Origin of the sequence: Nitrosomonas oligotropha (assembly GCF_009833085.1) — a bacterium.
In the GTDB taxonomy this organism is placed as follows: domain Bacteria; phylum Pseudomonadota; class Gammaproteobacteria; order Burkholderiales; family Nitrosomonadaceae; genus Nitrosomonas; species Nitrosomonas oligotropha.
The window spans coordinates 18,738-38,019 of record NZ_QRBZ01000042.1; the positions used below are offsets into that span (position 1 = coordinate 18,738).

A 19,282-nucleotide genomic window follows, 5' to 3' on the forward strand; every position below is an offset into this window, starting at 1 on the left:
TATGATGCCAGCGGCCATCCCTCATCACTGTAGCGATCTCTTTCGTTTCACGCACAAGCAGCGCAGCTGGTGGAAAACAGGATGGGGTGCGGCGTTCATGATTTTAACCTGCACACAGCCGGTTTATGCCGATGACAGCGGTTTTGGCGAATGTATCGCCAGAATGAAATCGCAAGCGCGCCTGGAGGGTATTTCCGATAACACCGTCAATCAAGTGCTGAGTAAGGTCAAACGCTTGCCGCGCATTATTGAACTGGATCGGCGCCAGCCCGAATTCACGCAAACATTTGCAAATTATTTCACAACACGGATCAATGAAGAGCGCGTACAGCGCGGCCGGGAACTGTATGCCAAACATCATGCTTTGCTGGATAAAATTCAGCGGGAAAGCGGTATTCCGGCGCAATTTCTGATTTCCTTCTGGGGACTGGAGACCAGTTACGGCGGTCATTTTGGCGACTGGTCGGTGCTCGATTCGCTGGCGACGCTGGCCTGTGACACGCGCCGGAGCACCTTTTTTACTCAAGAGTTGCTCAACGCCATGCGGATTGTCGATGCGGGCGATATCACCGCGGAACGCATGATCGGTTCCTGGGCAGGTGCGATGGGACATATGCAATTCATGCCATCGACTTTTTTGCGCTATGCCAAGGATGTCGACGGAGACGGACGGCGCGATCTATGGGGCAGTATTCCGGATGCGATGGGGTCTGCCGCCAATTTCTTGCAGCAGTTGGGTTGGGTTCCCGGTTTAAATTGGGGGCAAGAAGTGCTTTTACCGCGATCCTTTGATTACTCGCTTGCAGGGCGCGATCAGATGCTGAGCTTGGAAGAGTGGGCAACCTTAGGAGTCACGACGACTTCGGGAGCGCCATTGGCGCCGGGGGCACAAAAAGCAGCATTAATCATTCCTTCGGGTTATCAAGGTCCTGCATTCTTGGTGACGAAGAATTTTTATATCATCATGCGCTGGAACCGCTCCGAGTTTTATGCCTTATCCGTTGGGCATTTGGCGGACCGCATCGCGGGTGCGACCCCTTTATTCCGCGCGCCACCGGTGGATTCGGCAAAAATATCCCGGGAGCAAGTACGTCAGCTTCAAATGGATTTAACCGCGCTGGGAATTGATGCCGGGGAGGCCGATGGCATCTTGGGTTCAGCTACCCGCAAGGCAATCAGTCTTTTTCAACAGAAAACACGACGTATTGCGGATGGTCATTTGGATGCGGGGATATTGATTGCCGTTCGTGAAGCGGCTAGCGCCGGGCCGCGCTAAAGCGCTTATTAACGACGCAGATTGCGATTTGTGGGAGAGTAAGTGCTGCGGTTTAAGCCAGTAAGTGCTTGATCGCTTCTTGTTCGGCAATGAGTTCCTGATAGCTTTTTTGCATTCTTTCCCGGTCCGATGGACTGATTTCCAGTCCCTCGACAATTTTATATTCACCGTTCTTACAGGTAACGGGAAAACTGTAGATGACGCCTCGTGGTATATCGTAGCTGCCATTCGAAGGCACACCCATCGATACCCAGTCCCCTTCCCGGGTGCCAAAAATCCAATCCTGCATGTGATTGATAATGGCATTGGCCGCGCTGGCCGCGCTGGACTTGCCGCGGCGTGCTTCGATAATGGCTGTGCCACGTTTCTGCACGACCGGAATGAAATGATTTTCTATCCACGCAGGATCGGTAATTAACGAGGAAACACTGTTGTTCCCAACGGTGGCATGACTTAAATCAGGAAATTGCGTATTGGAATGATTTCCCCACACGATCATTCGTTTGATATCCGATACCGGTACGCGAAGTTTTAACGCAACTTGCGACAATGCACGGTTATGATCCAGTCTCAGCATCGCGGAGAAATTGCCGGGATCCAGATCGGGAGCGTTTTTTATCGTGATGTAGGCATTGGTGTTGGCGGGATTGCCAACGACCAATACTTTGACATTACGTTTTGCGGCAGAATTAAGTGCTCTGCCATTCTGGATAAAAATTGGGCTATTGGCTGCTAGCAGATCCTTGCGTTCCATATTTTCGCCGCGCGGCCGTGCGCCCACGAGCAAAACGATATCCGCGTTATTAAATGCGACTTCCGGGTTATCCGTGGTGATAATTCCGCTCAACAGCGGAAACGCACAGTCATATAACTCCATGACGATGCCATCAAACAATGGTTGCGCGTCGGTAATGTCGTGTAATTGCAGAATAACCGGCTGATCTTTGCCAAGCATCTCGCCTGCTGCAATGCGATATAACAGGTTATAACAAATCTGTCCGGTTGCGCCGGTAACAGCAATACGAATAGGCAATTTCATTTTTTTCCAATCCTCGAAAAGCCACCAATAAGGCTGGAAAATTGGCGGTATATGGGGAAAAGTGAACGGAATTATACTTGCAATCAGAGTCCCGCGGAAGAGCAAGTTTGCTTATCAAAATAAGATTGCGATAGCGTGTTGATTGCATAACAAAATAGTGGACGGTAACCAACAAGGACAGAGTTACATTGTAGGATTCAACGCGCAGGTTATGCGGAATGACCGGCAAACATACGAAGTTTATTCGTATCCGTGACTTGCATCACGGCAAGCATTGCGTATGATGCGAAAGTTCATAAATTTGTTAGGAGATGTAATGACCGATACCAGCTTTCCTTCCGCGATAGCTACCCCTGCGACTACAATCGATGAAGTGATCGAGCAGCTAACCGCCATCGTTGAGTGGTCGAAACAAAATAATTCCCGCATGGGCTACTTTGCTGCTTTATACCGTAAGGTCACGATTCAAGTGAAGCAAGGTATTGCTGAAAACTACTTTGCCGACGGTCCGCGTATGGAGCGTCTTGATGTGATTTTCGCTAACCGCTATATCCGGGCGTGTTATCTCCGCCAAACAGGACAAACGCCGACCCAATGCTGGACGCGCGCGTTTGATGCAACCGGGCAATGGTGGCCGATCGTGCTGCAGCATTTATTACTCGGCATGAATGCGCATATCAATCTGGATCTGGGGATCGCTGCGGCGGAAACTGTACCGCCGGGGGAATTACAAAACCTCAAAGGGGATTTTGAGAAAATCAATCAGCTATTGGCGAGTTTGGTCGGTGGCGTGCAAGATGAATTGGCGGAAATCTGGCCTATCCTGGGATTCTCCAATCGTAATCTGGGCAATGTCGAGACCGCGATCATCAATTTCAGTATGAAAAAAGCGCGCGATGCGGCTTGGTCATTCGCGGAAAAATTATCGCCTTTGTCCGAAGCGCAGCGTAAACAGGCTATTGTTGAGAAAGATGTCATGATGGCATTGTTCTCAAACGTGATTTCCCACCCGGGTTTTTACGGGTCACTGATTATCGGCATCATTCGCCTGGGCGAACGGGGAACTACGCGTCAGCGCATTGAAATTCTGGAATAATGTATTGGTGTGTGTTCAAGAGTATTTGCAGCTAATGAAGGATAATAATTCAAAGCGAAACAGCAGCCATCTGCTTAAATCTTATTGCCTAATACAGGAGCCATCCAATGAAAATAATCTTTGCCGCTATTGGTGGCGTTTTAATACTGTCTTCCTGCGCATGGGTGCAAGTCACACCGCAAGGCGAGGGCGTGCGTCTGGTGCAATCGGCTAAAGCGGTCGAGCCGTGCAAACGGCTGGGGAAAGTGAATGCAAAAGTTGTCAGCCGTGTCATATTCAGCCGCGATGCAGACAAGGTGGCCGAAGAATTAGCCGATCTCGCCCGCAACGAAGCAGCTCTGATGGGAGGCGATACGATCATCCCTATTTCGGAAATTGGCGATGGCAGACGCAGTTTTGGTGTTTATCAGTGCTTCCAACCCAAACGCACGAATATGAATTAGCGTGATTTTCTCCCATAACGCTTGAACAAGTGGTGAAATCCGCGTTGGTTGAATAATCGCGTACTGACTGAGTTTTGTCAGAAATGAGCTTCCGGTATAAAAAAAGTCAAATGGACAGTGAAGTCCATTTGACCGAGAAGTATCCCCAGCTTTACCGGGGAAAAGTTGAAGGACATAGCAGAAAAAGGAGGGAGGTTTAAATTCTGCGTGATGTCAGGAACAGTATCCGATAATTGCGCTGTTGTGTCTGTGATTATTGTCACAGCAGAGTGCAAGAAAATCCAATACCTTGCATGCAGCGAATTCCCTGAAAGCTATGAGCGGTAGATAGAAATAATGGCACGATGAAACAAGAATCGAGATGATTTCTAATCAAAAATTATGCAGATCCATGAACGCCACATCGAACCGGATAGGTTTTAGTTCGTGCTGCAAGTCAATTCTCAAAAGCAGAATTTTGAAATGAACAAGCAATTGACAGCTTTTTTGAGCATCGAATGACCATTTATATCCGAAAACACACAATTTTCCCCGAAGAATTCCCGGAAAACTGGGCATCGGATTGGGGCGAGGATGAATTCGGGCTGTGGATGGCGTTCACGTACAAAGGCGTGCGGCAAGCATTCCGCTGGTGCGAACCGGGGACGTTTTTGATGGGATCGCCGGAGAATGAATCGGAGCGATTCGATAATGAGCTGCAGCACCAAGTGACGTTGACCAAAGGTTTTTGGATTGCGGATACGCCAGTGACGCAAGTGTTGTGGCAAGCGGTGATGGGTGATAATCCGAGTCGATTTAGAGGAGATGAACTGCCGGTGGAAAGTGTCAGTTGGAATGGTGCGCAAGCCTTCATCAGCAAGATGAACGGTCTAAAAGCGGAACTGAAATTATGCCTGCCGACGGAAGCGCAATGGGAATACGCCTGCCGCGCCGGAACCACCACACCGTTCAGTTGGGGCGAGCAGATCGATTCGTCGTTGGTGAATTTCGATGGAACAACACCCTACAACAATGGCCGCAAGAGTGAATACCGGGAGAAAACCGTTGCGGTGAAGGAGTTGCCGTGCAACGACTGGGGGCTATATCAAATGCACGGTAACATTTGGGAATGCTGTAGGGATTTGTATGATAGTTATCCGCCACACCAAGTTACCGATCCGCAAGGATCGGAGTCGGGCACCGATCACATTGTGCGAGGTGGTGCATTTTTCACGGATGGCAGAGCTTGCCGTTCTGCTCGTCGCATCTTAAGCATTTCAAACGATCACAGTCACAGGATTGGTTTTCGCCTTGCTCGAGGTCAATGAGGCGTAGGGTGCAATAACCGAAGGGCATTGCACCGTTTTGGGGTAAATGGTTATGGTGCAATGCGTTGCACTTATTGCATCTTACGATGAGCAGCTTTTCCTGCAGTACAATATTTCTTTCGATTAAACAAACGAGTTTGTGAATGGCAAAAAATCCGGTCAAGGTGTTTGTTTCTTATTCGTGGAAGGAAGAAGAGCAAACAGGTGTTGTAGATGAATTGGAAAGGATATGTGGTCAGCGTAATAGTAATATCCAATTGGTTCGCGATAAAAACGAAATGCAGCATGGCGAATTGATCAGGGATTTTATGGATCGCTTGAGTGGCGGTGAGCACATCATCACGATATTTAGCGATGCCTATTTTCGATCTACCTGGTGCATGTATGAATTGCTCATAATGTGGCAGAAAGGGAATTTTCATTCCCGTACTCATCAGATGGTGGTCGATGCTATCGATTTGCAGAACACAGATTGTCGAATTGCGGTAACAGATTTTTGGAAAGAAAAATATGAAGCAACTGAATCAAGCTTGAAAGGACGTGATCCGGCGGTATTTATTGATGAGCTTAAGAGAGTTAAGCATTACCGTGATTACTACCAAAACATTAATGAATTGCTGAACTTTGCTGCGGAAAGGTTAACAACACCGCTTGATCAATTAAAGCAGCAAAACTATGCACCAATCCTCGATAAGATCAATCCGTTGCAAGATACGAGTGATGGTTTTTCTGACGACGAGTTTTTGCAAGAGATCAAAACCATTCTTTCACAAGATTTGGATAGATCGGAAACTCTCCGGGATTACATCGTGAAAAGCTGTGAATTGAATGTGATTCCCTCAGGAGGACTGCATGGCTACATGATCGAACAATGTCTGCAAGGAGAGTTCGTGCAAATAGTTCAGAACTTGCAGTCTGCTTTCGTGGATAGTTACAGCAGTCTGGGAAATGCCAAAATTACCGAGATTAAAAATTTGTATCAGGTAGCGGAAAGTATTCTGTCGAAGCTGGTGTTGTTCAATGTGAAAAACGAATGGATGGCGCAGTACCGGCAAGCTTGTGCACAACAAGATGAGGGTGAATACATGTTGCCGGATATGAGTTTCGCCAGTGTCGAAGTGGTTGTTTCCAGAGAAGCGCAAACCATACCGAGCCTTCAATATTCGCATCATGATTTCAATTTGCAAGCGGCAAAGGGTATTACCTTGGAATCCGGATTTCGATCCAACAATGTAGTACGGGATATCATCCGGCGTTTATATGTTCGCGTCATGAATCAGGAACTATCCGATCAATTGAATGAAGAACGCGCCATTGATACATTGAAACGAACAATTGCACAGCGGAAAAAGCAAAAAAACGTGAAGCTCAAAAAGAATTATTTTTTGCTGATTCCAAACGCCGATTCACCGCTGGCGGATGTGGTAGTGCAAAAGGAGATTAAAACTTTGTTACCGGATTTATCATTTATACGCATAAAATCAGGTCATCACGAAGAAACTTTTATCGTTGAAGATGCCGACTTGATGGTCGCGATCAGTGAATTTTATAAAACCCTGGAAGAGTACAAACCCCAATGAGCGCAACAATCCTACAAAAAATCACTACCGACATCGCAAAACTTGAAATCAAAGCGCCAGTAAAATTGCCTGCTTATGGCTCATGGCCGGAGACGGTGCATCAATTCGACGAGAAAAGTATTTATGTCTTGAAAACCGCACTGGCGGCGCGCCGCCCGGTGTTACTGCGCGGTGATCCGGGAACCGGTAAGAGCCAATTGGCGCATGCGGCGGCGGTAGTGCTTGGGCGCTTGTTCGTGTACGAAGTGGTCAACGCGCATACCGAGGGACAAGATTTATTGTGGAAGTTTGATGCGGTCGGTCGATTGGCGGAAGCGCAAACAATCAAGGATGGCGATGATAAAAAAACACTGCTCGATACCAAACGCTTTATCTCACCCGGCGTGTTATGGTGGGCGCTGGATTGGCAAGCTGCGCATGATGTTTATAAAGATAGCCAATACCAATTGTCATTTCCTGAGAAACCGCCTGGCTGGCAGCAAGCCGATGGCAGTGTGATTTTGTTTGATGAAATCGGCAAGGCTAATGCGGAATTGCCCAACAGTTTGCTCGAGATTCTGGGCAACAACGCGATCCATTTGCCTTGGCTTAAAACTACCATCGGCGGGCAGGATAGCGTGCCGCCGCTGGTGATCATCACCACCAACGAAGAACGCGAATTACCGGCTGCGTTCGTGCGCCGTTGTTTGGTGCTGAATCTCGATCTGCCCAAGGACGATAGCGCATTGATCGATTTTCTGATCAAACGGGGGCAGTTGCATTTCGGGGCGTATTGTAACGAGGATGTTTGTCGCAAAGCGGCCGGGCTATTGATCAAAGATCGAACCGTTGCCAGAGAAAAAGGCATTACACCGCCGGGTCAGGCGGAATATCTCGATATGCTGCGTGCGTTGGCGGTGCTGGCAAAAACTCCCGATGAGCAGCTTGTCATGCTGGATAAAATCAGCGAATTTGCCTTGCGCAAATATCCGGTGATGCATGATCAATGAGGTCTCCAATCCTGTAGCTTATCCGCAGATGCGCGGCAAAAGCGGTGTCAGCCGGGCGGATTTGTTATGGGCATTTGCCGTGCTCGAGGAAGGCCGATACGAATTGCTGGTGGAAGTTCTCGGGTTTGAACAATGCACTCAAACCGTATCGCCGGATGAACATCGGACAGCACTCAATCGAACAGCACCGGAAGATCGGCAAAGAACGGATGGTTCAGTCGAAGAGGAAGTCATTCAATCCGATAAGATCGCAACACCGCCGCATTCGGTCACTGCATCCTACTATCGCGTGATTTCACACCACAACGATCAAACCCAGCCGCAAACGGAAACCGGTGAGCTCAGTTTGCCGGATTGGTTTACCCAAGCTGCACCGACATTGCTCGAAGAATGCGCGCCCCGGATTCCCGCGATACACCGCGTTAAGCCGCTGCATACCGAATTAACCGCGTGGCCGCGGGTGCTGGCTTTTCTGCAGCGCGTATTGGGCGACCGCATCGAAGGGCGGCAGCCGGATACGGTAAAACTGGTCAAGCAAGCCGCGAACGTGAAAACCATCCGAAGAATACCGCGACGGCAGCGCCAATACTGGGCGCTCCAAGCACGATTGTTGATCGATATCAACGATGATAATTTTCCTTACCGGCGCGATTTCCTGCATTTGCGTGACCGGTTGCTGCAAGCTCGCGGCAATGAAGGTTTGGCTGTGCAGTATTGTTACGATGAACCAGGCGGTTATATCGTGCATTGCCAGCCGCAGCGTGAAATCATCGAGCCCTGGTGCAAGCCTGCGCAGAATACGCCGATCCTGATTCTCAGCGACTTGGGCAGGCACGTGCAGTCGCGGCAAACGTTGTATGCGTGGCTGGCGTTCGGTCAGATGCTTAATGCGCAAGGTTTTCGCGCGACGGTGCTGCTGCCTGCTGCTGAGCGCCAAATCGATCTGCGTTTGCTGCGGTTTTTCGATTGCGTCGTATGGGACCGGGCAAGCCGTCTCAAACCGGTCAAGGGCGATTACCAAGCCGAGCATGACCAATGCGATCATGCAACCAATATTGAGCAACTGCTGATTTCTCTCTTTGCCGGTGTGCGTATCGACAGCGGTTTGCTGCGCGCGGTGCGCTATGGCTTACTAAATGGTTGCGATATCGGTTACGAAACCGCGATCTGGCGGCATGCGGCGGTGATGAGCGAGGGCGATGAATGGGGGTGGCAAGCCGCCAGCAAACCCAACTATTTCGCGCAAGCACAAAGTTTGATCAAAGCTTTATCGCCAGCGCAGCAACAAAAATTGGTGGAACTGATCGGCCGCTACCATGCCCAGTACCCGGATGAACTGTATTTTGAAGCGATGTATAACCTGAAACTGCTGGGATTGCCGTTACCGGAAGTGGTCGAAGCGGCGACCGAAAAATTTCTGCAAGACATGGTGAGGACTTATCATGCGCATGCGGATAACAGTTTGCTGCATGCTTGGGTGAAGCGCCATCTGGTGCGTAATGAAACGAAATCCATCCGCCAACAACATCGCTTCTGGACTGCGTTGATGGCGTTTGCCAAAAAACGCGATGAGCAATTGGGCGGCGCTAGTGCCAGCGAATGGCCCAGTGATTTATCCGATGCGGAGAAGGAAACTGCTTGGAATTTCCTCAATGCGACTCAAGTTTCGCGGGTTTATCAACTTCGTCAATCCGGCCAGAATCTGGTGCTGGTACCGGAAAAATCAGAAGCACAAGCGGATGGTTCTCAGACGGATTTACCAGATGCGTGGAGTACGCATGCCATCGCTGGCACCACCTTGCTGACGCTCAGGCTGACCGATACGCATATCTTTCATACGCATACCGATCGCCAGGGCCGACAGACTGTTGTCAGCTTGAATCTGGAATCATCGCGCGAACATGTATTTCAATTTCCCGCAACCGGGCAGCATACTTTTCAGATCGGTGCGGAACGTATCACCGTGGATGTGAGCGCCGCCCAACAGCGCAAAGCGGCTTGGATGACATTCATCGGTAGCGGTAGCGAAGGCATGTTTGCCGAATCGAAAGATGCGCAAAATCGTGTTTACCGCTGGTTCTGGCATGCGCCTATATTAATTAGCCGCCAGACACTGTATCCGGGTTTTTGGTACTCAGAGCCGCAGTTGGCGCACGCTACATTTAAACCGGATTGGGCTGATGGAGCGGGAAGGGATGAGTACGGTCTCTATGCTGTCGCAATCATCGCCGGTATCAAGCACCGTTTCCGCTGGATCGAACCCACCAGCTTTATGATGGGATCACCAGAAGATGAAGCGGGGCGAAGTGATGATGAATCGCAGCACCTAGTCATCCTGACGCAAGGTTATTGGCTGGCGGAAACCGCTTGCACACAGGCGCTATGGCAGGAAGTGATGCGTAATTCCAGTCGCTTTCAAGGCGAGCAATTGCCGGTTGAAACTGTCAGTTGGGAGGATGCGCAGAATTTCCTGAAAAAGCTCAATTACGGCCACCTGCAATTGCAATTGCGCTTACCAACCGAAGCCGAATGGGAAAACGCTTGCCGGGCCAGAACTACCAGTGCATTTAATTTTGACGATGAATTGTCGTTCGACAAGGTGAATTATCGTGGCACTTTGGGATATGAATCAGATAAAGGGGGTGAAGGCGCCTTGCAGCAGACCGCGGAGGTCAAAAACAAAAAATACAGACCGAACGCCTGGGGTTTGTTCCAAATGCACGGTAATGTGTGGGAATTGTGTCAAGATTGGTACGGTGAGTATCCGTCACAGCCAGTCATCGATCCGCAAGGGCCGGAATCGGGTAACCATCGCGTGCTGCGCGGTGGCTCGTGGATCGACAACGGCCGTGACTGCCGTTCTGCTGCCCGCTACTCTAACGTTGAGAGGTTTCGCGGCTTCAACTTTGGCTTTCGTCTTGCCCGAGGTCATGAGTTCAAACCAAGCCGAGTGATGGGAGCAGGCCAGCAGCCGGTTGACCGTAGCGCGACGGAGCGTGCGAAGGCTCAGACGGGGGATGGACTGCGAGGTAGTGACAAGGAGAAAAGCTTCATGGATCGAATGAAGGATTTATTTAAAGGTGGGGATGAAAAATAATTATTTCGCTATCCCGGCACGCGATCCCGATGTGGTCGCCGATGAATTGAATGCCTTTTGCAATCAGCTTCGTAGGGCGCAATAACCGAAGGGTATTAGATCATCATGCGAGAAATTTTACGGTGCAATGCGCTATGCTTATTGTCCCCGACAGCTTAATTGACTTTTACCATGTTCAAAATCCGCAAGCACACGATATTTCCTGAGGAATTCCCGGAAAGCTGGGCATCGGATTGGGGCGAGGACGAATTCGGGTTATGGATGGCGTTCACCTACAAAGGCGTGCGGCAAGTATTCCGCTGGTGCGAGCCGGGAACGTTTTTAATGGGGTCGCCACCAGATGAGCCGGAACGCTATGATGATGAATTGCAGCATCAAGTCACTCTAACCAAAGGTTTCTGGATTGCAGATACGACAGTGACACAAGCATTGTGGTATGCAGTAATGGGCGAAAATCCCAGCTATTTTAAGGGTGAAGAATTGCCAGTGGAGCAAATCAGTTGGGATGACGCGCAAAGATTTATCGATAAAATGAATGGACTGAAAGCGGAATTGAAGTTGTGTCTACCGACCGAAGCGCAATGGGAATATGCGTGCCGAGCCGGGAGTACAACGCCATTTTTCTGGAGCGGGCAAATTGATTCGTCGCAGGTTAATTTCGACGGCAACTATCCCTATAATAGCGGCAGCAGAAGTAAAGATCGGGGAAAAACGATTGAGGTTAAGGAACTATCTTGTAATGATTGGGGTTTGTACCAAATGCATGGCAATGTCTGGGAATGGTGCCAGGACAGGTATGGTGACTATCCGTCAGGTTCAGTGATTGATCCGCAAGGGGGGGTGTCAAACGGCAACCGTGTGCTGCGAGGTGGTTCATGGCTCTACTACGGCAAACTTTGCCGGTCTGCTAACCGCAGCCACAATGTGCCATCCCTTCGTGGCAACAACTTTGGCTTCCGTCTTGCACGAAGTTACTGAGTCCAAGTTGATTATAATACTGTACTAAAGTACATTCATTTCCTTAAAGTCATAGATGAGCATTTAAAAATGCATCCCAAAAATACGCGCGATAATCGTGTTCAGGCCAGAGTTGAGCCTGAGTTGAAGCAAGCTGCCGAGGACATTTTCAACCAGCTTGGCATCACCACTGACGAGGCTATCCGCATGTTTTATGCGCAGGTAAAATTGCGCGGCGGTATTCCATTCGATGTGGCGCTTCCGAATCAAGACACCCAGGATGCCATGGAAGAAGCCGAACAACCGGAAAAGCTCGAGGCGTATGCTTCTTTTGCGGATTTTCGCAAAAAAACCGGTGTGTAAATTTGTACGCGATTGTTGTAACCAGCCGTTTCAAAAGCGATTTAAAACGTGTCAGCCGTCAAAATCGACCAATTGATAAATTGGAAATATTGATCGATCACATCGCAGCACGGAAACCTTTACCGCAGAAGGTCAGGGATCATGCATTGATTGGGAATTATGCAGGTTACCGCGAGTGTCATATCGAACCGGATTGGTTGTTGTTGTATCGTATGGATGAAGTCAAAAAAATCGTGATTCTGGTACGTACCGGTAGTCATGCAGAATTGTTCGGCTAGTTCATTCACTATGTTCAAAATCCGCCAACACACCATTTTCCCCGAAGAATTCCCGGAAGCCTGGGCGTCCGATTGGGGTGAAGACGAATTCGGCTTGTGGATGGCGTTTACCTACAAAGGTGTGCGGCAGGCGTTTCGTTGGTGTGAACCGGAGATGTTTTTGATGGGCTCTCCAGAAAATGAACCGGAACGCAATGAAAATGAATTGCAACATCAAGTGACGCTAACCAAAGGGTTTTGGATTGCGGATACGCCGGTGACACAAGCGCTGTGGGAAGTGATCATGGGGGGAAATCCCAGTCGCTTTAAAGGAGAAGAACTTCCGGTAGAGAACATCAACTTGGAAGATGTTCAAACTTTCATCACTAAAATGAACGACCTGAAAGCAGAATTGAAATTATGCCTGCCAACCGAAGCGCAATGGGAATATGCCTGCCGTGCTGGAAGTACTACGCCGTTTTCCTGGAGAGATCAAATTAATTCAACTTTGGTTAATTTTAATGGAAATCTACCTTACAACAATGGTAGTCCAAGTGAATTCCGGGAGCAGGCTGTCGCAGTCAAGGAACTGCCGTGCAATGACTGGGGGCTGTACCAGATGCATGGCAATGTGTGGGAATGGTGCCAAGATTGGTTTGCAAATTACCCGGCGGAGCCGGTCATCGATCCAAAAGGACCGGAATCTGGCGATTCCCGCGTGCTGCGCGGCGGCTCATGGAACTTCCGCGGCAGGATCTGCCGGTCTGCTAGTCGCTTTCCCTACAATCCTTCTCTCCGCCACTCCACCTTTGGTTTCCGTCTTGCCCGAGGTCAATGAGCTCAAGCCAAGTCAAGGTAGTGGTGCAGGTCAGCAGCGGATTGGCAACCGCGCGACGGAGCGCACAGGGGACAAGCGGAAGATGGCCTGCGGGTTTTTTGCGGCACAAATTGGTTATTCTCACGCGCCCGTTTTATAATCCGCGCATCGCAACTAATCTAATCTTTCCGGATGAACGGAGCAAATGCAAATAGCTGAGCACTGCGTCCAATAACGTATGAATCCAAATCTGAATCAACTGCAACCTTATCCGTTCCAGAAACTACGGGGACTGTTTGACGGCGTGACGCGTAATGCCGCACTAAAGCCCATCGAATTGCAGATCGGCGAGCCGAAGCATGCAACGCCGGGGTTTATCCGCCAGGCACTGGCGGATAATCTGGATGGTTTGTCGACTTATCCGACGACATTGGGGATACCGGCGCTGCGCAATAGTATTGCGGCGTGGGCCAAGCGGCGTTATAACCTCGCCGGAATCGACCCGGAAACTGAAGTCATTCCGGTCAATGGCAGCCGCGAGGCGCTGTTTTCCTTTGCGCAAACGGTGATCGATAGCAGCGCCACGCTACCGGCGGTGGTTTGTCCCAATCCGTTTTATCAGATCTATGAAGGTGCCGCATTTCTGGCAGGTGCTGAACCGCATTTTATTAACACCTTGCCGGAAAATCATTTCAAGCTGGATTATGGTCAGTTACCGGAGGCGGTATGGTCGCGCACGCAGTTGATTTATGTGTGTTCACCCAACAATCCGACCGGTAGCGTGATGACGCTGGATGATTGGCGAGCGTTATTTGCGTTGTCGGATCGCTATGGTTTCGTGGTGGCTTCGGATGAATGCTATTCGGAGATTTATTTCGATGAAAAGAACCCGCCTCTCGGTGCACTGGATGCGGCGCAGCAATTGGGGAGAGCCGGTTTTCCCCGTCTGGTGGTGTTTAATAGTTTATCAAAACGCTCGAATGTGCCGGGATTGCGTTCCGGTTTTGTCGCTGGGAATGCGAAATTATTAGAGAAATTTCTGCTGTACCGCACGTATCATGGCTCGGCGATGAATCCGGCGGCTCAAGCCGCCAGCGCCGCAGCCTGGGGTGATGAGGCGCATGTCATAGAAAACCGCCAATTGTATGCGCAGAAATTTTCCAGCGCTGTCGCATTGTTGTCGGATGCGGCAACGGTAGAAATGCCGGATGCGAGCTTTTATTTATGGATTAAAACACCGATCAGCGATACCGAATTCACCAAACGGTTGTATCAAGATTATAATGTGACGGTGTTGCCGGGCAGTTTTCTGGCGCGTGACGCGCATGGCGTCAATCCGGGAAAAGATTTTGTGCGCATCGCATTGGTTACGTCACCGGAAGAGTGCATCGAAGCCATGAACAGAATCAAACGTTTCATGGAAACATTATGATTCAGCAAGGTTAAGAATTTAAATTAACAGGAAAAATTAAATGACGAATGAATTGCAAACCACCATCGAAGAAGCTTTTGATCGCCGCGCAGAGATTACCCCGCGTAATGTCGATGCCAAATTGAAAGAATCGGTTACTCAAGTTCTCGCGCTGCTGGATGGCGGTAAATTGCGCGTGGCTGAGAAAATCAACGGCGAATGGGTGACGCACCAGTGGTTGAAGAAAGCAGTGCTGTTGTCATTTCGTATCGAAGACAATAATTTTATCAAAGGCGGTTTTTCCAATTATTTTGACAAAGTGCCATCGAAATTTGCGGATTACAGCTCGCGGGATTTCCGTGATGGCGGTTTCCGTGTCGTGCCTCCTGCCGCCGTGCGCAAAGGTTCATTCATCGCCAACAACGTTGTGCTGATGCCGTCGTATGTCAATATCGGCGCGTACGTCGATGAAGGCACGATGGTCGATACCTGGGCCACGGTCGGTTCGTGCGCGCAAATCGGCAAAAATGTGCATTTGTCCGGCGGTGTCGGTATCGGCGGTGTGCTGGAACCGGTGCAAGCCAATCCGACGATCATTGAAGACAATTGTTTTATCGGTGCGCGCTCGGAAGTTGTGGAAGGCGTTATTGTCGGGGAAAATTCGGTGATTTCGATGGGTGTTTACATTGGCCAGAGCACGAAAATTTATAACCGCGAAACCGGTGAGGTTAGTTACGGCCGTATTCCGCCCGGATCGGTCGTTGTGTCAGGCAATTTACCCGCTGAGAATGGAAAGTACAGTTTGTATTGTGCGGTGATCGTCAAACAGGTAGACGCCAAGACCCGGTCAAAAACGGGTATCAACGAGTTGTTGCGCGGAATTTAGCCTGATTAAAGTTTCAATAATTCGTAATAAAAAATCCCCTGACCGGGGATTTTTTATTGGTGGATATTTACCTGATAGTCACTTGGTTGTCGACTTTTTTCACGCCGTCCACGATCCAGGCGTGCATGTTGATGCGCGTGACCTGATCTTCGTTACTGACAGCGCCTTTTAAGGCGACATTGCCGTCTTGCACTTTAATATCGATATTGGCGCCTTGTAATACAGGATCCGATTGTATCGCCTGAGTAATACGCGCAAAAATGGTCGAGTCGTCATAAACCGGGCCGGATGGCGGTGTGATCCAGGATTCGTGCGTTTTTTCGGCATAGTTTTCACAGCCGGTCAGTATAAGCATACTCATCAAGAGTAAGATTAAAATGAATAAATGAATACGCGTTTGCATAATGTTTCTATCCTATCGATGATTTCCTGAAGTTAAATTCGAGTGCTGTTAAATACGACGAAAGCGTTATGTCATGTTATTTTTAGTGCGGTATGATATTTATCCCTTGTCGTAGTATGGAATCATAACGCTACAAGCCGCAGCTAGACAAGCCGGTTGATGCAAAATGTATCGAGAACAAGCGTTTTCCCATACTTTACATCAATTTTTTTCAAGCGCTGCTTGCAAAAAATGTTGTACGTGCGCGGACAAATTATTTGCCAGACAATCGAATTCCTGCACTGTACCGGTTTTCATGCCGCGCAGCCAGGTGAGCTGACGTTTGGCCAATTGACGGGTGGCGGCGATGCCCATGTCATGCAACTCAGTGCGGGTTATTTCATTATCCAAGTAAAGACAGGCTTGACGATAACCGACGCAACGCATCGCGGGTGAGTCAGTACTTAGTGAAGAAAATTTACCCCGAATTGCTTGAACTTCATCGATGAGACCATGCTTCAGCATCGCTTCGAAACGATGCGCGATACGCAAGTGCAACTGACTGCGTTCACTGGGGATGAGTGCGATGTTGACGGTGTGAAAAGGAAAATTACTTTCCCGGGGCGTTTTTAGAATTTCGGACATCGGTTGTTGTGTCAGATAGCATACTTCCAGCGCGCGCTGAATTCGCTGACTGTCGCTGGGTTTGATCCGTGCAGCCGTTTCCTGATCCAGTTCTGCAAGTTTTTGATGCATGGCAGGCCAGCCCATTTCTTGCGCCATATCTTCCAACTTCCGGCGAAGATCAGGGTTCGCCGAAGGCAACGGAGAAAGACCTTCCTGCAGCGCCCGGAAATACAGCATGGTGCCGCCCACCAATAGTGGAGTTTTATTGCGCTGGGCAATGTCATGCATCATGTGAAGCGCATCGTGCTGGAATTGCGCGGCGGAATAATGCTGATCTGGATTGATCAAGTTGATCAAATGATGCGGTATCTTGTTTAATATTGCTGGATCTGGTTTTGCAGTTCCGATGTCCATGTAACGGTAGACTTGCGCGGAATCCACGCTGACAATTTCAACCGGAAAATTTTCCGCGATATCCAAAGCGATCCGGCTCTTACCGCTTGCGGTCGGGCCCATCAAGAAAATAGCGGGCGGCAACCTGATTGAGTTTTGCATTGCTGTGATGTGGTAATTGATTGGAAGAAATTAGATAGCAGTTAAACAAACAGTGGCTTTTGGGATGTCATGGATTATTGCGGTTTTATCGTTAAATAGCCATTGGACAATCAGTGAAACTGGGCTAAACTTTGGCAAATTTAATTTTTTAGGAACAGACCATTGAAAATCTTCGCTGCCGTATTATTCCTCCTCATATTATATAGTCTGGGATCTGCACTGTATTACATGTATAACGATAAAGGTAACTCCACGCGCATGGTCAAATCCTTGAGTATCCGTATTGGTTTATCGCTTTTTTTATTTATAGTCATGATGATATCGTATCGTTTGAATATGGATACTGAATGTTTGGATATGGCAGCTGATTGCCTGGATATGGTCACTGATTAAAATGATTGCAGTATTCAAGGAATATTGATGCGCTTGTTGTATCAGTGGCCTTGAGAAAAGTTTCCAAGGATGTTGCCATCATCGGTGCGGGTGCTGCCGGCATGATGTGTGCGATTGAAGCCGGCAAACGAGGCCGGAGCGTCATACTGCTCGATCATTCGCGAAAGCTGGCTGAAAAAATCCGGATTTCCGGCGGTGGCCGGTGCAACTTCACCAACCGGCATGCCACTGCGGAAAACTATCTTTCCGCTAATCCGCATTTTTGCCGTTCCGCATTAGCGCGTTTTACACCACAAGATTTTATTGCACTGATTGAAAAACATGGTATTCGCTATCATGAAAAAAAATTAGGACAATTATTTTGCGATGACAGTTCGCAGCAAATCATCGATATGTTGCAGCATGAATGCGCGAAGGCGGATGTGGACTGGCAAATGCCTTCCCAGGTACAGAAGGTCGAATACGCTTCCGTCCATAACGACGAACAAAACACCAAGAAAAAATTCCTGATCACAACCGATCGTAATACCATTGCTGTGGATTCATTGGTCATTGCTACGGGTGGTTTATCCATTCCGCAGATCGGCGCCAGTGCATTGGGTTATCAAATAGCCGAACAATTTGGCATTCGTGTGACATCGTTACGCCCTGGTTTAGTAGGTTTGACTTTTAGCGCCGGAGATTTCGCTGGCTTTAAAGATATCTCAGGGATATCAGTCGATGCCGCAGTCAGTTGCGCTGGTGTTTCGTTCCGTGAAAATGTTTTATTTACTCATCGGGGCTTAAGCGGCCCGGCTATCCTGCAAATTTCCTCCTATTGGCAGCCGGGTAAACCACTACATATCGATTTATTGCCTCAGCAGAACGCACAGCAGATTTTCTTGGAATATAAGCAAAGTGGATTGATGCTATCAAATTTGCTGGTGCGCTATTTGCCCAAACGGTTTGTGCAGATCTGGTGTGCGGCGAACTTTTCCGGGCTATCGGTCATGACAAAACCAATAAATCAATTTCGTGACAATGAATTACGTCAAGTGGCGGATAAAATTCATGACTGGCAAGTTGTGCCTAGTGGAACAATCGGTTATAAGAAGGCAGAAGTAACATTGGGCGGTATTGATACGCATGAATTATCTTCTAAAACAATGGAATCCAGACACATCCCGGGATTATATTTTATTGGAGAAGTGGTTGATGTCACCGGTCAACTCGGTGGATATAATTTTCAATGGGCTTGGTCATCAGGGTATGTAGCAGGTCAGGCGGTTTGATTGATAATCGCATATATCTATTCTGGTTTTTGTATCACTTGCCGGTTGGGATATGTATAGAGTAAGTTTCGCAATTGAGATAATATCAACAAATCAACTCTATCCGTACAGTAAATCTATTTTTTACAATAGGTTGGATTTATAACATGGCTTTTATTACTTGAAAATATGAAAACAATCATCGATGAAAAAAACGAAAATGCTTCGGATAATGAAAAGCCTGTCGTCTCGAGCGGGCAAAATATCGCGATTATTATTGGCACTATACTTTTTCCTGTCATTGGGATCGCCATGGGCTATACCTTTTACCGGAAGGACAATCCTGCTGCGAAGAAAGCTGGAAGAAATTGGTTAATACTTGGAATTTTAATGTTCATAATTAGCGTTTCACTTGTAAGTGCTATGAAATAGAACAATAAAAAAAGAATTGTTGATATTTTTTTGAGATTGCAATTAATACATTAAGAGATCGGTTTTGTGACAAACGGAAGGATAAATTCTGCAATCGATAATTAATTTTTCTAAAATCTTCGGGC

General features: G+C 48.4%; 19 protein-coding genes. 16 read left to right on the plus strand and 3 right to left on the minus strand.

The features are described from left to right. Nucleotide 1: 1 nt before the first annotated feature. Nucleotides 2-1,276 (plus strand): lytic murein transglycosylase, encoded by a 1,275-nt coding sequence (locus ABD07_RS13050; RefSeq protein WP_160818653.1) that lies wholly within the window; start codon nt 2-4, stop codon nt 1,274-1,276. Nucleotides 1,277-1,328: 52 nt separating this feature from the next. Here ABD07_RS13050 and ABD07_RS13055 read toward each other — a convergent pair whose 3' ends face one another. After that, nucleotides 1,329-2,315, minus strand: coding sequence for a malate dehydrogenase (locus tag ABD07_RS13055; protein WP_160818654.1), 987 nt, complete (start codon nt 2,313-2,315; stop codon nt 1,329-1,331). A 316-nt stretch (nt 2,316-2,631) separates the two neighbouring features. Here ABD07_RS13055 and ABD07_RS13060 point away from each other — a divergent pair, with 316 nt between their 5' ends. The 12 genes from ABD07_RS13060 (at nt 2,632) to dapD (ending at nt 15,518) form a co-directional block, all read left to right on the plus strand. After that, entirely contained in the window at nt 2,632-3,411 is a 780-nt protein-coding gene (locus ABD07_RS13060) for a DUF5995 family protein (protein ID WP_240142559.1), read from the plus strand. A 107-nt stretch (nt 3,412-3,518) separates the two neighbouring features. Next, nucleotides 3,519-3,854 (plus strand): DUF4156 domain-containing protein, encoded by a 336-nt coding sequence (locus ABD07_RS13065; protein ID WP_160818655.1) that lies wholly within the window; start codon nt 3,519-3,521, stop codon nt 3,852-3,854. Nucleotides 3,855-4,351: 497 nt separating this feature from the next. Then, complete coding sequence (locus ABD07_RS13070) at nt 4,352-5,161, plus strand: formylglycine-generating enzyme family protein (RefSeq protein WP_160818656.1); 810 nt, start codon at nt 4,352-4,354, stop codon at nt 5,159-5,161. Between the two features lie 143 nt (nt 5,162-5,304). Next, entirely contained in the window at nt 5,305-6,741 is a 1,437-nt protein-coding gene (locus ABD07_RS13075; RefSeq protein WP_160818657.1) for a toll/interleukin-1 receptor domain-containing protein, read from the plus strand. Then, nucleotides 6,738-7,730, plus strand: a complete 993-nt coding sequence (locus ABD07_RS13080; RefSeq protein ID WP_160818658.1) for an AAA family ATPase — start codon at nt 6,738-6,740, stop codon at nt 7,728-7,730. The genes ABD07_RS13075 and ABD07_RS13080 overlap by 4 nt, the downstream gene beginning before the upstream one ends. Continuing rightward, the gene (locus ABD07_RS14810) at nt 7,720-10,827 is read left to right on the plus strand and encodes a formylglycine-generating enzyme family protein (protein ID WP_205010696.1); all 3,108 of its coding nucleotides are present in this window, start codon (nt 7,720-7,722) and stop codon (nt 10,825-10,827) included. The genes ABD07_RS13080 and ABD07_RS14810 overlap by 11 nt, the downstream gene beginning before the upstream one ends. A 171-nt stretch (nt 10,828-10,998) precedes the next feature. After that, entirely contained in the window at nt 10,999-11,805 is an 807-nt protein-coding gene (locus ABD07_RS13090; RefSeq protein WP_160818659.1) for a formylglycine-generating enzyme family protein, read from the plus strand. Nucleotides 11,806-11,874: 69 nt separating this feature from the next. After that, on the plus strand, nt 11,875-12,147 hold the full coding sequence (locus ABD07_RS13095) for a type II toxin-antitoxin system RelB/DinJ family antitoxin (RefSeq protein WP_160818660.1): 273 nt from the start codon (nt 11,875-11,877) through the stop codon (nt 12,145-12,147). A 2-nt stretch (nt 12,148-12,149) separates the two neighbouring features. Further along, the gene (locus ABD07_RS13100) at nt 12,150-12,425 is read left to right on the plus strand and encodes a type II toxin-antitoxin system YafQ family toxin (RefSeq protein WP_160818661.1); all 276 of its coding nucleotides are present in this window, start codon (nt 12,150-12,152) and stop codon (nt 12,423-12,425) included. A gap of 10 nt (nt 12,426-12,435) precedes the next feature. After that, on the plus strand, nt 12,436-13,242 hold the full coding sequence (locus ABD07_RS13105) for a formylglycine-generating enzyme family protein (protein ID WP_160818662.1): 807 nt from the start codon (nt 12,436-12,438) through the stop codon (nt 13,240-13,242). 217 nt (nt 13,243-13,459) lie between these two features. Next, entirely contained in the window at nt 13,460-14,653 is a 1,194-nt protein-coding gene (gene dapC, locus ABD07_RS13110) for a succinyldiaminopimelate transaminase (RefSeq protein WP_160818663.1), read from the plus strand. A gap of 40 nt (nt 14,654-14,693) precedes the next feature. Next, nucleotides 14,694-15,518, plus strand: a complete 825-nt coding sequence (gene dapD / locus ABD07_RS13115; protein ID WP_108697711.1) for a 2,3,4,5-tetrahydropyridine-2,6-dicarboxylate N-succinyltransferase — start codon at nt 14,694-14,696, stop codon at nt 15,516-15,518. A 67-nt stretch (nt 15,519-15,585) separates the two neighbouring features. Here the strand turns inward: dapD and ABD07_RS13120 are convergent, their stop codons facing one another. Beyond that, on the minus strand, nt 15,586-15,873 hold the full coding sequence (locus ABD07_RS13120) for a BON domain-containing protein (RefSeq protein WP_240142560.1): 288 nt from the start codon (nt 15,871-15,873) through the stop codon (nt 15,586-15,588). A 249-nt stretch (nt 15,874-16,122) separates the two neighbouring features. Beyond that, nucleotides 16,123-17,082 (minus strand): tRNA (adenosine(37)-N6)-dimethylallyltransferase MiaA, encoded by a 960-nt coding sequence (gene miaA / locus ABD07_RS13125; protein WP_160818665.1) that lies wholly within the window; start codon nt 17,080-17,082, stop codon nt 16,123-16,125. Nucleotides 17,083-17,244: 162 nt separating this feature from the next. Between miaA and ABD07_RS13130 the strand changes: the two genes are divergently transcribed. The 3 genes from ABD07_RS13130 to ABD07_RS13140 all read left to right on the plus strand — a co-directional run bounded on the left by ABD07_RS13130 (nt 17,245) and on the right by ABD07_RS13140 (nt 19,157). Further along, complete coding sequence (locus ABD07_RS13130; protein ID WP_132426637.1) at nt 17,245-17,475, plus strand: twin transmembrane helix small protein; 231 nt, start codon at nt 17,245-17,247, stop codon at nt 17,473-17,475. 101 nt (nt 17,476-17,576) lie between these two features. Further along, nucleotides 17,577-18,746 (plus strand): BaiN/RdsA family NAD(P)/FAD-dependent oxidoreductase, encoded by a 1,170-nt coding sequence (locus tag ABD07_RS13135; RefSeq protein ID WP_205010697.1) that lies wholly within the window; start codon nt 17,577-17,579, stop codon nt 18,744-18,746. A 168-nt stretch (nt 18,747-18,914) separates the two neighbouring features. Beyond that, a complete protein-coding gene (locus ABD07_RS13140) occupies nt 18,915-19,157 on the plus strand; it encodes a hypothetical protein (RefSeq protein ID WP_108697707.1) in 243 nt (80 codons plus the stop codon). Nucleotides 19,158-19,282 lie beyond the last annotated feature (125 nt).